This is a genomic window from Cellulosimicrobium sp. BMG9.22 (assembly GCF_059159975.1).
The window spans coordinates 1-14,176 of sequence record NZ_JBZGBY010000018.1 but is presented as its reverse complement, the minus strand read 5'-3'; the positions used below and the strand labels follow the sequence as shown (position 1 = coordinate 14,176).

At 74.6% G+C, this 14,176-nt stretch carries 15 protein-coding genes; 6 read left to right on the top strand and 9 right to left on the bottom strand.

Features of this window, described 5'->3' with window-relative positions; all coding sequences use genetic code 11:
* Positions 1 to 87 precede the first annotated feature (87 nt).
* From AC4H2H_RS12885 to AC4H2H_RS12870, 4 genes are all read right to left on the bottom strand, one after another.
* Positions 88 to 1,299, bottom strand: coding sequence for an ABC transporter permease (locus AC4H2H_RS12885; RefSeq protein WP_494371209.1), 1,212 nt, complete (start codon positions 1,297 to 1,299; stop codon positions 88 to 90).
* Complete coding sequence (locus AC4H2H_RS12880; RefSeq protein WP_494371208.1) at positions 1,296 to 2,156, bottom strand: ABC transporter ATP-binding protein; 861 nt, start codon at positions 2,154 to 2,156, stop codon at positions 1,296 to 1,298. The genes AC4H2H_RS12885 and AC4H2H_RS12880 overlap by 4 nt, the downstream gene beginning before the upstream one ends.
* A complete protein-coding gene (locus tag AC4H2H_RS12875) occupies positions 2,156 to 3,181 on the bottom strand; it encodes a permuted SH3 domain-containing protein (protein WP_494371207.1) in 1,026 nt (341 codons plus the stop codon). The genes AC4H2H_RS12880 and AC4H2H_RS12875 overlap by 1 nt, the downstream gene beginning before the upstream one ends.
* 436 nt (positions 3,182 to 3,617) lie before the next feature.
* A complete protein-coding gene (locus AC4H2H_RS12870; RefSeq protein WP_494371206.1) occupies positions 3,618 to 4,772 on the bottom strand; it encodes an Mrp/NBP35 family ATP-binding protein in 1,155 nt (384 codons plus the stop codon).
* Positions 4,773 to 4,849: 77 nt separating this feature from the next.
* On the opposite strand from AC4H2H_RS12870, the gene AC4H2H_RS12865 reads away from it, so the two are divergent.
* Positions 4,850 to 5,647 carry a maleylpyruvate isomerase N-terminal domain-containing protein gene (locus tag AC4H2H_RS12865; protein WP_494371205.1) on the top strand — a complete coding sequence of 266 codons (798 nt, stop codon included), beginning with the start codon at positions 4,850 to 4,852 and terminating at the stop codon, positions 5,645 to 5,647.
* Positions 5,648 to 5,662: 15 nt separating this feature from the next.
* On the opposite strand, the gene AC4H2H_RS12860 is transcribed toward AC4H2H_RS12865, so the two are convergent.
* The 3 genes from AC4H2H_RS12860 to AC4H2H_RS12850 form a co-directional block, all read right to left on the bottom strand.
* Positions 5,663 to 5,809 carry a hypothetical protein gene (locus AC4H2H_RS12860; RefSeq protein WP_494371204.1) on the bottom strand — a complete coding sequence of 49 codons (147 nt, stop codon included), beginning with the start codon at positions 5,807 to 5,809 and terminating at the stop codon, positions 5,663 to 5,665.
* A gap of 94 nt (positions 5,810 to 5,903) precedes the next feature.
* Entirely contained in the window at positions 5,904 to 6,422 is a 519-nt protein-coding gene (locus tag AC4H2H_RS12855) for a DUF1003 domain-containing protein (RefSeq protein ID WP_494371203.1), read from the bottom strand.
* Entirely contained in the window at positions 6,415 to 7,725 is a 1,311-nt protein-coding gene (locus AC4H2H_RS12850) for a magnesium transporter MgtE N-terminal domain-containing protein (protein ID WP_494371202.1), read from the bottom strand. The genes AC4H2H_RS12855 and AC4H2H_RS12850 overlap by 8 nt, the downstream gene beginning before the upstream one ends.
* 90 nt (positions 7,726 to 7,815) lie before the next feature.
* On the opposite strand from AC4H2H_RS12850, the gene AC4H2H_RS12845 reads away from it, so the two are divergent.
* Positions 7,816 to 8,673 carry a YflT domain-containing protein gene (locus AC4H2H_RS12845; RefSeq protein ID WP_494371201.1) on the top strand — a complete coding sequence of 286 codons (858 nt, stop codon included), beginning with the start codon at positions 7,816 to 7,818 and terminating at the stop codon, positions 8,671 to 8,673.
* Between the two features lie 13 nt (positions 8,674 to 8,686).
* Here the strand turns inward: AC4H2H_RS12845 and AC4H2H_RS12840 are convergent, their stop codons facing one another.
* Positions 8,687 to 10,315, bottom strand: a complete 1,629-nt coding sequence (locus AC4H2H_RS12840) for an aminopeptidase P family protein (RefSeq protein WP_494371200.1) — start codon at positions 10,313 to 10,315, stop codon at positions 8,687 to 8,689.
* A complete protein-coding gene (locus AC4H2H_RS12835; RefSeq protein WP_494371199.1) occupies positions 10,312 to 11,175 on the bottom strand; it encodes an alpha/beta fold hydrolase in 864 nt (287 codons plus the stop codon). Before AC4H2H_RS12835 ends, AC4H2H_RS12840 begins: the two co-directional genes overlap by 4 nt.
* A gap of 108 nt (positions 11,176 to 11,283) precedes the next feature.
* Here AC4H2H_RS12835 and AC4H2H_RS12830 point away from each other — a divergent pair, with 108 nt between their 5' ends.
* The 4 genes from AC4H2H_RS12830 to AC4H2H_RS12815 all read left to right on the top strand — a co-directional run.
* Positions 11,284 to 12,123, top strand: a complete 840-nt coding sequence (locus AC4H2H_RS12830) for a PHP domain-containing protein (RefSeq protein WP_494371198.1) — start codon at positions 11,284 to 11,286, stop codon at positions 12,121 to 12,123.
* Positions 12,120 to 12,752: a MarC family protein gene (locus tag AC4H2H_RS12825; protein ID WP_494371197.1), complete on the top strand. Its 633-nt coding sequence runs from the start codon at positions 12,120 to 12,122 to the stop codon at positions 12,750 to 12,752. The genes AC4H2H_RS12830 and AC4H2H_RS12825 overlap by 4 nt, the downstream gene beginning before the upstream one ends.
* A 61-nt stretch (positions 12,753 to 12,813) precedes the next feature.
* Positions 12,814 to 12,999 (top strand): hypothetical protein, encoded by a 186-nt coding sequence (locus AC4H2H_RS12820; RefSeq protein ID WP_494371196.1) that lies wholly within the window; start codon positions 12,814 to 12,816, stop codon positions 12,997 to 12,999.
* Positions 12,996 to 14,176 (top strand): CynX/NimT family MFS transporter (locus AC4H2H_RS12815; RefSeq protein WP_494371195.1); only part of this gene is annotated, 1,181 nt, incomplete at its 3' end. The genes AC4H2H_RS12820 and AC4H2H_RS12815, both read left to right, overlap by 4 nt.

The window sequence follows — 14,176 nt, the reverse complement described above, 5'->3', positions numbered from 1 at the left end:
CGCACACAGCACGGCACGGGCGGCACGGCGGTCAGGTTCCACAGCGCCGCGACCAGGACGATCGCGGCAGCCTCCGTCCGGTGGAGGTCAGTAGCGGATGGCGTCGATCACCTTGACGCGGACCGCGACGAGCGCGGGCAGGAGGCCGGCGAGCGCGCCGACGCCCACCGCGGCGAGCATGCCCGTCACAGCGGCGGAGAACGGGAAGCCCGGGCGGTCCTGCACGGCCGAGCCCATGAGGGTGTCGAGCGGCACGTTGTGGAGCACGACGACGGCGACGGTCACCCCGACGACGCCCGCGACGGTCGTCGCGACGACGCTCTCCATCATCACGGCGAAGAACACGCGGCCCGAGCTCGCGCCGAAGCTGCGGCGGATCCCGATCTCGCGGATGCGGTAGCGCACGGTGACGAGCGCGATGTTCACCAGCCCCAGGCCACCCAGCAGGAGCGCGATGGCGCTCACGCCGAGCACGACCCACCGGATCGCGCCGTCGACCGAGGCGTAGTCGGGCGAGTCGGAGCGGTAGACCTCGGCCTGGACCCCGCTGAGCGCACCCGCGACGTCGCGCTGGATCGCCTCGACGAGACCGTCGGCGACGTCGTCGGGGACCCACAGCTCGAGGCGGGGCGGCCCCATCATCTCGAGGGACTCGGGGGTGACCCACGCCGCCTGGGCGTCCACGAGCGCGTAGGCGATCGGTTCCATGCCCGGCCACTCGTCCGGGAAGGCTCCGACGACCGTCGCGACCACGGGGTTGTCGCCACCGATGGTGACCGTCGGGTGCTCCGCGACGCTCACGCCGCCCAGCGCGTCGAGGAACGCCTGGTTCACGACGAGCGCGGGTGCGAGACGGTCGGCGTCCGCGTCGGTGAACCAGCGTCCGGACGTCACCTCGAAGCGGTGCATCGTCGCCCAGTCGGCCTCGACCCCGGTCGTGGTGACCTCGCGCGTGCCGTCCGGGAACCGCACCGGTGCGGGAGCGTCGCGCAGCATCGACGAGTGCTCGACGGCGTACCGCTCCACGATCTCGTCGAACACCCGCTGGTACTCCTCGGGCGCGGGCATGACGCTGCCGCCCTCGCCCGTGGGCCAGGCCGAGACCTGGAGCGTGGCGGCACGGCCCTGCCAGCGGTCGTTCTGCTCCGCGGAGACCTGGCGCAGCATCTCCCCGGCCGCGGAGATGGCCGTGATCGCGCACACCGCGACCGCGACCCCGATCAGCGCGAGCAGGACCCGCACCTTGTGGATGCGCAGCTCGTCCCACGCCTCGAGGACGGCGCCGACGAACCCGGTCACGCGGCGTCTCCCTCGTGGGTCGGCCCGGCGGCGACGAGCGGCCGCGCGACGTGCTCGGCCTGCTCGTCGCCGGGCGTCGCCGGCCCGTACGGCCCGGCGACGACGGCGCTCGCCGCCGCGCCGTTCTCGCCCAGGGCATCGAGCGCCGTGAGCGACCCGGCGCTGCGCGCGCTGATGGAGATCGGCGTGAGGACGCCGTCGGCGAGGCGGAACTGCCGGGAGGCGCGCGAGGCGACGGCGAGGTCGTGCGTGATGGCGATGAGCGCCGAGCCGTTCTCGCGCGCGATCGTGTCGAGCAGGTCCATGACCTCGGTGCCCGTGTCGACGTCGAGGGCGCCCGTCGGCTCGTCGGCGAGGATCACGCGCGGCACCCGGACGAGCGAGCGCGCGATCGCGACGCGCTGCTGCTCGCCGCCGGAGAGCTTCTCGGGGCGGGTGTCGAGCCGGTCGCCGAGCCCGACGCGCTCGAGCATCTCCGCGGCGAGCGTGCGACGACGCCAGAACTGCTTGCCGCGCGCGTACAGCAGCGGTGCGACGACGTTCTCGAGCGCGGTGCGGCCCTGGAGCAGGTTGAACTGCTGGAACACGAAGCCGAAGTCGGCGCCGCGGCGGCGCGCCCGGGCGCGCCCGGAGAGGCGGCCGATGGGGACGCCGTCGAGGAGGTACTCCCCGGCGGTGGGCGCATCGAGGAGGCCGAGGATGTTGAGGAGCGTGGACTTGCCCGTGCCCGAGCGGCCGACCACCGACACGTGCTCGCCCGCGGCGACCGTGAGGTCGATGCCGCGCAGGATCTCCAGCTCCCGGTCGTCGGGCAGCAGCACCGAGCGGGTGACCCCGCTCAGCTCGAGGAGTGCCATCAGCCGATCACCTCGCCCGTCATGGGGTCGACAACCGGCAGCACGTCCTGGCCGGGGACGAACTCGAGCACCTGGTCGCCCTCGGCCAGGCCCTCGGTGACCTGCACGACGGCGCCGTCGGTGATGCCGAGCGTGACGGCGCGCTCCTCGGCCTCGCCGTCGTCGCCGACGACCCACACCTTGCCCTGCTCGACGCGCCCCAGCACGGCGGTCACGGGCACGACGAGCGCGCCCTCGACGGAGCCCGCCGTGACCTCCAGCTCGGCCGCGAGGCCGGCGAACACGGTGACGTCGCCGGGGACGGCGCACGTGATGCTGGCCGACGAGCCGCCCGCGGCGGGGTCGCCGCCCGCGCCGTCATCCGGCCCCGGCGCAGGCGCGGGGGCCGCGGCCGCGCCCATGCGCAGATTCGTGCACGTGAACGGCGCGGGGCCGCCCGTGACCGTGACCGTCGCCTCGGCGGGGATCTGCAGCAGGCGGAACTGCTGTTCGGCGACCATGCTGCCGGTCACGGACAGCGTCCCGGGCGAGATCGTCGCGAAGTCGTCGCCGACGGACACCTCCTGGTCCTTGAGCGCCGTGAACGTCGCGACGGTGCCGGCGACCGTCGCCGTGACGGTCTCCTTGGTGACCTTGGGCCGCCGCTCGGTGACGGTGACCTCGCCGGTCTCGGGGTCGGTCTTCTCCAGCGGCTCCTGCGGCTCGGTGAGCGTCACCTCGAGCAGCGGAGCGCCGGCCTGGACGACGTCGCCAGGCTTCGCGAGCACGGCCGTGACCGTCCCGCGCTGCGTGACCTTCTGCGGCGCGGCCGGGTCGGCGACGACCTGGCCGGCGACCGTCACGGTGTTGGTGACGTCGCCCGTGGTCACGGCGACCTGCGGCTCGACGAGCTCGGCGGACGGCACCGCCGGGTCGTCGGGCGCCTCGGGCGCGGAGCGGAACGCGATCACGGCGAGCGAGGCGGCGATCACGCCCCACACGAGGATGCGGAGGGCGGGGAAGACGAACCGGCGGGTGATACCCACGTGGGGCTCCTGAGGGCGCTGGGCGACGGCGGACGAGCGTCGGGGTCGGGCGGGTGCTCGGGGACGGGCGGGTGCTCGGGGACGGCCCCGAGGCTAGGGCGGTCCGGGAGGCGCCGTCGTCATCCCTGGGGAGGAGTTTCTCCGGTTCTTCGTCCCTGCGAGGTCACGATCCGGTAACGCAAGCATCGGTCGGACGATGGCCGCGCGTCGTCGTCGGCGGGTGTCGATGGTCGAGGTGGTGCGGTGCGACGGCGCACGTCGGGGCGGGGAGAAGCAGCCGCGGGGCAGCAGCGGAGCGGCGACGGTGCCACTGCGGAATCCCCCTCACCGGCCCCCTGGCCGTCCCCCCGGACGAGATGCGGGCGAGACTATACCGTGGCGTGGCGAAAAGACAGGGGTGCCTTCGAGAAGGGGGTCCGGACGGGGCGGAGGGCGCTCAGGACGACACGACGGTGACGCCCAGCGAACGCCCTGCGAGCCCGCGCGGGCGACGCGCGAGCCCGAGCGCGACGTCGCGCAGCACGACCGCGGCCGGTGCCTCCGGGTCGCTGAGGACGACAGGCGTGCCGCCGTCGCCCGCCTCGCGCAGCGACACGTCGAGGGGCACCTGCCCGAGCAGCGGCACGTCGGTGCCCGTCGCGCGCGACAGGTTCGCCGCGACCCGCTCGCCCCCGCCGGAACCGAAGACCTCGAGCCGCGACCCGTCGGGCTGCTCGAGCCACGACATGTTCTCCACGACGCCGACGACGCCCTGCTGGGTCTGCAGCGCGACCGACCCGGCGCGCTCGGCGACCTCCGCGGCGGCGACCTGCGGCGTCGTGACGACGACGATCTCGCTGCCGGGCAGGAGCTGCGCGACGGAGATCGCGATGTCGCCCGTCCCGGGCGGCAGGTCGAGGAGCAGGACGTCGAGGTCGCCCCAGAAGACGTCCGCGAGGAACTGCTGCAGCGCGCGGTGGAGCATCGGTCCGCGCCACACGACCGGCTGGCCGGCGGGGACGAACATGCCGATCGAGACGACCTTGACGCCGTGCGCGATCGGCGGCAGCAGCATGTTGTCGACGCGCGTGGGCTGGCGGTCGACCCCGAGCATGCGCGGGATCGAGAACCCGTAGATGTCCGCGTCGACCACGCCGACGTCGAGCCCCTCCGCGGCGAGCGCGACCGCGAGGTTCGCCGTGACCGACGACTTGCCCACGCCGCCCTTGCCCGACGCGATCGCGTAGACCTTCGTCAGCGACTCCGGCTTGGCGAACGGGATCTCGGGCTCCCCGACGCCGCCGCGCAGCATCGTGCGGAGCCCCGCGCGTTGCTCGGCGCTCATGACCCCGAGGTCGACGCGCACGTCCGCGACGCCGTCGACGGCGCGGACCGCGGCGGCGACGTCGCGCGTCAGCGTGTCGCGCATCGGGCACGTCGCGACGGTGAGGTCGACCCCCACGGTGACGACCGCGCCCGGCGCGCCGGGTTCCACGTCGACCGAGCGCACCATGCCGAGGTCCGTGACGGGCCGGCGAATCTCCGGGTCGAGGACGGTGGCCAGGGCCTGCCGGACGGCCTGCTCGATCGGGTGCGCTGCGGGGTCGGGCATGGCTCCATCGTAGGCGTGGAGCGCGTGGGTCCCGCCAGGTCGTTGGTCCCGACGGTGGTCGGTACTACGGTGCACGGATGGACGCCCTCTCCTCCCTCGCCCGCGACAGCGAGCTCTTCGGCGACGCCGCGCGCAGCGCGTCGCCCGACGCGCGGGTGCCGTCGTGCCCGGAGTGGACCGGGGCAGACCTGATCTACCACCTGGCCGAGGTGCAGGACTTCTGGGCGCAGGTCGTGGGGCCCGGGCCGGGGCAAGGGCTCGACGGCGACGACGTCCCGCCGTTGCCGCGGCCGGGCTCGGACGCCGAGCTGCCCGCCCTCCTGCAGCGCTCGACGAGCCGGCTCGTCGTCGCGCTGAGCGGCCGTGACCCCGCCGAGCCGTGCTGGTCGTGGCACGAGGACGGCCGCCACGTGGGCTGGGTCGTGCGGCGCCAGGCGCACGAGGCGCTCGTCCACCGGGCCGACGCCGAGCTCACCGCCGGCCGCGAGGTCAGCCCCGCGGACCCGGGCGTGGCGGCGGACGGCGTCGACGAGATCCTGTCCGTCATGGTCGACGGCGTGCCCGGCTGGGGCGTCTTCACGCCCGACGGCGCGACGATCTCCGTGGTCGTCGACGGACCGGGGGAGACCCCGCGGAGCTGGGAGCTCGCGTTCGGGCGCTTCACCGGCACCGGCCCAGAGTCGGGGACGGCCTACGACCTCGACGCCGCGCAGCTCGTCGACCTGCCCGGCTCGACCACGACGCAGGTCGCCGGTCCGGCGTGGGCGCTCGACCTGTGGCTCTGGGGCCGTGGCACCGCGGACGGGCTCACCGTCGCGGGCGACCCCGCGCTCGTCGATCGCCTGCGCCGCGTCGCGGCCGAGGGCACGCAGTAGGCCGGCGAGAACCGGCTACTGCGCGAACGAGCCCTCGCGCACGTCGTCGAGATAGCCGGGTGGATAGTAGACCGCGAGCTCGGTGAGAGCGGCTACCGCCTGCTCGTGCTGCGCGATCGATCCACGGTCCGTGCTCTCGTGCTGGGGGTCCGTGCTGGGCATGGACCCAAGGTAGTACCGGGACACCCGTCGTCGCACGGTCGCAGCGGCACGGAGACCACCAGGTAGGGGTCGCGGACGGCCTCGTCCGACCCGGTCACGCTGGGTCGCGCGAGGAGCCCTCCTCGTCGGGCTGGCGGGCCGACTTCTCCTCGAGCTCCTCGAGGAGGTTGCGGATCTCGGAGCGCACGAAGTCGCGCGTCGCGACCTCGCTCAGCGCGATGCGCAGTGCCGCCATCTCGCGCGCGAGGTACTCGGTGTCGGCGAGGTTGCGCTCGGCGCGCTGGCGGTCCTGCTCGGCCGTCACGCGGTCGCGGTCGTCCTGGCGGTTCTGCGCGAGCAGGATGAGCGGCGCGGCGTACGACGCCTGGAGCGAGAGCATGAGCGTGAGGGCCGTGAACCCGAACTCGGCGGAGTCGAACCGCAGCGATTCCGGGCCCCACGAGTTCCACGCGAGCCACACGACGCAGAAGATCGTCAGGTAGATGAGGAAGCGCGGGGTGCCGAGGAACCGCGCGATCCCCTCCGTCGCCGCGCCGACCGCGTCCTGGTCCACGCGCACCCGGGGGATGAGGGAGCGCCGGGCGGTCTTCGGGGTGTCGAGGCGGTCAGCCACGGGCCACCCCCGAGCCGTCGTGCGCGACGGAGCTGCGGGCGGCGTCGGTGTCGACGTCGTCGTCCGTCTCGCGCCAGTCGTCCGGGAGCATGTGGTCGAGCACGTCGTCCACGCTGATCGCGCCGAGCAGGCGCTTCTGCGGGTCGAGCACGGGGACGCACAGCAGGTCGTAGGTCGCGAGGATGCGCGTGACCCGGCCCAGCGGGGCGTCCGGGGTGACGCCCTCGACGTCCGAGTCGAGCACCGACCCGACGGCGGCGTGCGGGGGCTCGCGCAGGAGGCGCTGGAAGTGCGCGACCCCAAGGAAGCGCCCGGTCGGGGTCTCGAGGGGCGGGCGCGCGACGAACACCATCGAGGCGAGCGCGGGCGCGAGGTCCTTGCGGCGGATCTGCGCGAGCGCGGTGGCGATCGTCGTCTCGGGGCCGAGCACGACGGGCTCGCTCGTCATGAGACCGCCCGCGGTGTCCTCGTCGTACGCGAGGAGGCGGCGCACGTCGCGCGCCTCCTCGGGCTCCATGAGCTCGAGCAGCTGCGCCGCCTGCGCCTCGGGCAGCTCGTGCAGGAGGTCGGCCGCGTCGTCGGGCTGCATGGCCTCGAGCACGTCGGCCGCGCGGTCGTTGTCGAGCCCGGACAGGATCGCGACCTGGTCGTCCTCGGGCAGCTCTTCGAGCACGTCCGCGAGCCGCTCGTTGTCGAGCGCGCCCGCGACCTCGAGGCGGCGCGTGTCGCCCAGGTCGTGGATGACGTCGGCGAGGTCGGCGGGCTTGAGGTCGTCGTACGCGGCGAGCAGCATCGCGGCGCCCTGCGCCTGGGTGCTGCCGGCGAGCCCGGTGACGGCGTCGGCGTCGACGACGAACGCATCCCCGCGCCGGCGCAGGCTGAGCCCGCCCTTGTGCGGGGTCTGACGACGCACGTAGAGCTTGGTCACGAGCCAGTCTCCGGTGCGCTGGCGCTCGATCGCGAGGTCCTCCACCGTCGCGGAGCCGGACCCGTCGGCGAGCTGGACGGTGCGCTCGAGCAGCTCGCTCACCGCGAGCGACTCCATCGCGCGCTGCTCGAACCGGCGCATGTTCACGAGCCCGGTCGAGATGACCTGCCCGGCGTCGATGCTCGTCACGCGCGTGAGCGGCAGGAAGACGCGGCGGCGACCCGGCACCTCGACGACGAGCCCCACCGCGCGCGGCGCCCCCTTCGGGCGCAGCAGCACGACGACGTCCCGCACCCGCCCCACCTGGTCGCCGATCGGGTCGAACACGGTGGTCCCGGCCAGGCGCGCGACGAAGACGGTGGTGGCTGCACTCACGCGGCCAGCCTACGCACGCGCCGCGGCTGCTGCCGGACGCGTCGCGGCGCGCCCCTCGCGCCCGCGTGCGCAGTAGGACAGACTGGGCGAATGAGCATGACACGCCCGGGTGCCGTCCCCCGAGTCCCGACACCGCCGCGCGGTGAGCAGATCGCGTCGTACGCCACGTACCTCGAGGCGCAGAAGGCGGTGGACTACCTCTCGGACAACAAGTTCGCGGTCGAGCTCGTGACGATCGTCGGCACCGAGCTCAAGATGGTCGAACGGGTCACGGGTCGCCTCACGTACGGGCGCGTCGCGATCGCGGGTGCGGCGTCGGGTGCGTGGTTCGGCCTGTTCGTCGGCCTGCTGCTCTTCCTGTTCTCCGGCGACGGCGCGTTCGTCCTCACGGCCATCGGGATCGGCGCGGGTTTCGGCCTGCTCTTCTCGGTGCTGTCCTACGCACTCACGCAGGGCAGGCGCGACTTCACGTCGCAGAGCCAGATCGTAGCGTCGGCCTACGGGCTCCTCTGCGCGCCGGAGCGTGCGGGCGAGGCGCGCCAGCTCCTGTCCCGCATGCCCGAGGGCGCGGGCGGGGTGCGTGCCGCCACCGCTCCGGCGAACCCGACGTGGGGCACGCCCACCGGCCCGGAAGCACCCGGCCAGGGTGCTCCGACGGCGCCCCCGGCGCAGGGCGCGCCGCCCGCCCCGGCCGCGCAGCCGCCGTCGGGCACGACACCTCCCGCGGCGCCGCCACGGACGGCCGCGCCGGCGCAGCCCACCGCCGTGCCGGCCCAGCCCGCGTCGGCCCGCACCCCGGACCCGCGCTGGACGACGCCGTCGGGCGAGCCGCGCTACGGGGCGATGCGCCCGACGTCCGACGCGCCGACCGACCAGCCCCAGGCCCCCGCGCCGCAGCGCCCGGCGCCGACCGACGACGCCGAGCGGCCCACGCCACCCCCGGCCTGATCCGGACGCCTGCTCAGCCGCGCAGGCGGGCCATCCAGGCCTCGACGTCCTCAGGGCGGCGGGGGAGCGCTGCGGACAGGTTCTCGTTGCCGTCGGCGGTCACGAGCACGTCGTCCTCGATGCGCACCCCGATGCCGCGGTACTCCTCGGGGACGGTGAGGTCGTCGGCCTTGAAGTAGAGCCCGGGCTCGATGGTGAACACCATCCCCGGCTCGAGGACGCCGTCGAGGTAGAGCTCGCGGCGGGCCTGCGCGCAGTCGTGCACGTCGAGGCCCAGGTGGTGGCTCGTGCCGTGCACCATCCAGCGGCGGTGCTGCTGGCCCTCGGGTGACAGCGACTCCGCAGCGCTTACGGGGAGCAGCCCCCACTTCTCGAGCCGCGCGGCGACGACCTCCATCGCCGCGGCGTGGATGTCGCGGAACCGCGCGCCCGGGACCGCGACGGCGAACGCGGCGTCCGCGGCGTCGAGGACCGCCTGGTAGATGCGGCGCTGCACCTCGGTGAACTCGCCGTCGACCGGCAGGGTGCGCGTGACGTCCGCCGTGTAGAGCGAGTCGACCTCGACGCCGGCGTCGAGCAGCACGAGCTCGCCAGACCGGACGACGCCGTCGTTGCGGATCCAGTGCAGCGTCGTGGCGTGCTCGCCCGCGGCGGCGATCGTCTCGTAGCCGACCGTGTTGCCCTCGAGGCGCGCGTGCGCGTCGAACGTCGTCTCGATGACGCGCTCGCCGCGACGGTGGTCGAGCGCGCGCGGAAGGTTCCGGACAACGTCCTCGAAGCCCGCGATCGTGGCCGCGACGGCCTCGCGCATCTGCTCGACCTCGTGCGCGTCCTTGACGAGCCGCAGCTCCGAGACGGCCTCGACGAGCGCGGCGTCGGTGCGGCGGTACGCCGCGTGGGCGCGCTCGAGCCACTCGGCCTCGGTGAGGTGCTCGTCCTGCGCCTCCGCGGCCGTGGCGACCTCGTCCGGCCCCGCCTCGGCCCGGATCGCCTCGACGAGCGCCTCCACGGCCTCGTCCGCGCCCGCGACGACGAGCAGCGCCACGCCGCCCGGGCCGACGTCCTTCGCGAGCGCGTCGCGCAGCTCGTCGACGTGACGCGCCTCGACCCCGGTGGCGGTCGCGACGTCGTCGAGCGACGGGCGCGCGCCGACCCAGAACTCGCCGTAGCGCGAGTCGGCGTAGAACTCCTCGGTGTCACGCGCGGCGAGCGGGCGCACGTACAGCACGGCGTGGTGGTCGCTGCCGCCGTCGCCCGTGCCCGGGTCGACCGGGTGCAGCACGAGCACGGCGTCGGGCTCCTGGTCCGTCCCGTACCCGGTGAGGTGCGCGAACGCCGAGTGCGGTCGGAACCGGTAGTCGGTGTCGTTCGAGCGCGTCTTCAGCGGGCCGGCGGGCACGACGAGGCGCGCGCCGGGGAAGCGGTCCGAGAGCGCGGCACGGCGCGCGGCGGTGAACGGTGCGGCGGCCAGGGGCTCGACGTCGAGCTGCGCGCGCGGCGCCCAGCCGCTCGTGATGAAGGCCTTGAACGCGTCGGAGTCCGGGCGCTGCGAGCGGTTGCTGCCGCGCGCGGCCAGGTCCTGGCCCTCAAGAGGGCTGGCGTGCTCGGGGGTCTCAGGGGTGACGGGGGTGGCGTCGGTCATGCACCCAGTCTCGCACCGCGCACGCGGCGGAAGTCCGCGAGCGCGCGCCCGAGCACGCGGTTGAACGCGTCGGGGGCCTCGCTGTTCACGTCGTGGCCCGCGCCGGGCACGACGACGAGCGCCGCGTCGGCGGCCGCTGCGAGGTAGCGCTGCTCGTCCAGGCGCAGGTGGTCGCGCGCGCCGTTGACGAGCCACACGGGGACGTCGACGTCCCGCACGTGGCTGAGCCACGAGCGTCCCGCGAGCTGAGTGAGCGCGTCGGTGACGACGTCCCAGCCCGGCCGGTGCGCCGCCGTCGGGTCCCCGGGGCCCGTCAGCGCGTACGACGACGCCGCACCGCCCGGGAGCGTCCGTCCGCCGCGGGCGATCGTGCCCCAGGCGTCGGCGGTCGTGCGCGCGGCCCAGCGGGCGCCGCGGCCGAGCCCGCCACCGCCGGCGACGAGGAGGCGGGCGACGTCGCGGAAGAGCGCGACCGGCTTGCCCTTGGGGTCCGACGTGCACGCGGCCGCGACGACGCCCGCGAGGTTCGCCGGTCGGCGTGCCGCCCAGGCGAGCGACGTGTACCCGCCGAGCGAGAGGCCGACGAGCACGACGCGCCGGTCCGTGCCGAACGTTGCCGCGGCGTCGTCGAGCACCTCGAACGAGCGGTCGAGCGTGAACCGCTCGTGCGCCCGCGTGCCGTGCGCGGGGAGGTCGACGGCGACGGCGTCGTGCCCGAGGTCCTGGACGTGCGCGACCTGGCGGTCCCAGATCGCCCCCGAGGTGCGCATGCCGTGGACGAAGACGACGGCGGGCGGCTCCGTCGACGTGCCGGCGGAGGACGAGGGCGGGGCGAGCGACGTGGAGGGCGTGGGAGTCATATGCGAACGACTGTCGCACCCCAGCCTGGGACGGCCATGACGAGAGGCGGTGGCCGGTGTGCACATCGTGTGCGGGTCCGGTGGCGCCCGCTCACTATCCTGGGGCTCGTGCGCATCGACCTTCACACCCACTCGACGGCGTCCGACGGCACGGACGCGCCGGGGCAGGTCGTCGCCGACGCGGCCGCTGCCGGGCTCGACGTCGTCGCCCTCACCGACCACGACACGACCGCGGGGTGGGCGCAGGCGACCGACGCCGCGCTGCGCCACGGCGTGGCACTCGTGCGCGGCGCGGAGATCTCCGCGCGCTCGGGCGGCATCAGCGTGCACGTGCTGTCCTACCTGCACGACCCGGCGCACGCGGCGCTGCTCGCCGAGCTCGACCGGACGCGCGACGCGCGCACGAGCCGCGCCCGCCGCATGGTCGACCTGCTCGGTGAGGACTACCCGATCACGTGGGAAGATGTGCTCGCGCAGACCGTCGAGGGCACGACGATCGGGCGGCCGCACATCGCGGACGCGCTCGTCGCCGCCGGGCACGTGGCCGACCGCTCGGCCGCGTTCGCGACGATCCTCGCGCCCGGCACGCCGTACTACGTGCCCCACTACGCTCCCGGCGCCGTCGCTGCCGTGCGCGGCGTGCGGGCTGCCGGGGGCGTGCCCGTCTTCGCCCACCCGGGCGCGGACGTCCGGGGACGCGTCGTCGCCGACTCCGTCATCGAGGAGATGGCGGCGGCGGGGCTCGCGGGGCTCGAGGTGTTCCACCGCGACCACGACGACCGTCAGCGCGCACGGCTCGAGGACCTGGCCCGCACCCTGGGCCTGTTCGTCACCGGGTCGAGCGACTACCACGGGGCCGGCAAACCGAACCGGCTCGGGGAGAACACGACAGCACCGACCGTGCTGGCGCAGATCGAGGAGCAGGGACAGCTGGACGTGATCAGGTGAACGACTTCTTCGACGTCCGGCTGTTCACGGAGGTCTTCGTCACGCTGTTCGTCATCATGGACCCGCCCGGCACGGTGCCGGTGTTCCTGGGCCTGACGAGCGCGATGGGCGCCAAGCAGCGCAACCAGGCGGCGCGGACCGCGATCCTCGTCGCGTTCGGCGTGATCGTGGCCTTCGCAGTGTTCGGCCAGCAGATCCTCAGCTACATGCACATCTCGCTGCCCGCGCTCCAGACGGCGGGCGGCCTGCTCCTCCTGCTCGTCGCGATGGAGCTCCTCACGGGCAAGATGGAGGAGCCGCAGCCGTCGGGCAACAAGGGCGTCAACGTCGCGCTCGTGCCGCTCGGGACGCCGCTGCTCGCGGGGCCGGGCGCGATCGTCGCGACGATGGTGTTCGTCCAGCGCGCGGGGGAGCGCGGCGGCGGGGTCGCGGAGTGGGTCGCGATCGTCGCGGGCGTGGTCGCGGTGCACCTGTGCCTGTGGCTGTCGATGCGCTTCGCGAACGTCATCAACCGCGTGCTCGGCGACTCGGGCACGATCCTCGTCACGCGCATCGCGGGTCTGCTGCTCGCGGCCATCGCCGTCCAGCTCGTCGCCGACGCCGTCACCCAGTTCATCCAGGCCGCGTAGCCGGTCCCGCGCCCGGGTCGCCTCTTCGACGCCGTCAGACAGGGGATGTGAGGTTCTTTCCGTGAGCCAGCCGATCGACCCTCCCCGCAAGGTCTCCGACGTCGAGCGCCTCGGCGAGCGCGGCGCGCGCGGCGACGGCACCTACGGCCGCGCGGCCGAAGGGCTCGATGCGGCGCTCGCCCGCCGTGCCCGCACCACCGACGCGCGCCGCGTGCTCGGGGCGCACCTCGTCGACGGCGCATCGTGAACGGGCTGCGTCGTCCGCTCGGCGTCGGGGCCGTCGTCGCGATCGTCCTCGCGGCGCTCAACCTGCGCCCGGCAGTCGTCGCGATCTCGCCGCTGCTGGGGGAGATCCGGGCCGAGGAGGGTCTCAGCGCGACGGCCGCCGGGGTGCTCACGACGCTGCCCGTCCTGTGCTTCGGGCTGCTCGCGCCGGTCGCCCCCGTGCTCGCGCGGCGGTGGGGTCTCGAGCGCGCGCTCCTCGTGAGCCTCGTCGTGCTGTGCGCGGGTTTCGCGCTGCGCCTCGTCCCCGAGACCTGGGGCCTGTTCGCCGGCACCGTCGTCGCGGGCAGCGCGATCGGGCTCGGGAACGTGCTGCTGCCGGCGCTCATCAAGCGCGACTTCGCGGACCGGATCGGTCTCCTGACGGGCTTGTACTCCATGGCCCTGGCCGGCGGCGCGGCGCTCGCGGCCGGCCTGACGCTGCCCGTCGCGGCGGCCGCCGGTCTCGACTGGCGGGGCGCGCTCGCGTCCTGGGGGCTGCTCGCGGTCGTCGCGGTCGTGGTGTGGGTACCGCGAGCGCTGCGTCCCGACCCGGTCGGCACGACGGCGTTCCGCCCGAACCACGCTCCGGGCGGCGACCGGTCGGTGTGGCGCAGCCCGCTCGCCTGGGCGGTCACGGTCGTGATGGGTATGCAGTCGCTGTCGTTCTACGCGGTCAACGCGTGGCTCCCCGAGATCGTCGTCGCGCACGGGGGTACCCCGGAGGCGGGCGGGTGGCTCCTCGCGCTGTGCAACCTCGCCGGGATCGCGGGCTCGTTCGTGACACCGCTCCTCGCCGGCCGGATGCGGCGCCAGCGCGGGATCGGGGTCGTGCTCGTGGTGCTCGTCGGGTCGGGGCTGCTCGGGCTCGCGCTCGCTCCCGGCGCCGCCGTCGTGTGGGCGGTGCTCGTCGGGCTCGGGCAGGGTGGCGGCATCAGCCTGGCGCTGACCCTCATGGCGCTGCGGGCCCGTGACGCGGTCCGCACGTCCGAGCTCTCCGGCATGGCGCAGAGCGCCGGCTACCTCCTGGCGGCGACCGGTCCGCTGGGACTGGGGCTCGCGCACGACGTCACGGGTGCTTGGACGCTCCCGCTGCTCCTGCTCGTGGGGGCCGCCGTCGTGCAGGGCGTGGCCGTGTGGTTCGCGGGCCGCGACGAGTACGT

Bases quoted from the DNA above. Each gene is read 5' to 3' on its own strand.
- AC4H2H_RS12845 (WP_494371201.1), top strand. From the start codon at position 7,816: ATGAGCATGACACGCCCGGGTGCCGTCCCCCGAGTCCCGACACCGCCG.
- AC4H2H_RS12840 (WP_494371200.1), bottom strand. From the start codon at position 10,315: ATGACCGACGCCACCCCCGTCACCCCTGAGACCCCCGAGCACGCCAGC.
- AC4H2H_RS12880 (WP_494371208.1), bottom strand. From the start codon at position 2,156: ATGGCACTCCTCGAGCTGAGCGGGGTCACCCGCTCGGTGCTGCTGCCC.
- AC4H2H_RS12870 (WP_494371206.1), bottom strand. From the start codon at position 4,772: ATGCCCGACCCCGCAGCGCACCCGATCGAGCAGGCCGTCCGGCAGGCC.
- AC4H2H_RS12865 (WP_494371205.1), top strand. From the start codon at position 4,850: ATGGACGCCCTCTCCTCCCTCGCCCGCGACAGCGAGCTCTTCGGCGAC.
- AC4H2H_RS12835 (WP_494371199.1), bottom strand. From the start codon at position 11,175: ATGACTCCCACGCCCTCCACGTCGCTCGCCCCGCCCTCGTCCTCCGCC.
- AC4H2H_RS12860 (WP_494371204.1), bottom strand. From the start codon at position 5,809: ATGCCCAGCACGGACCCCCAGCACGAGAGCACGGACCGTGGATCGATC.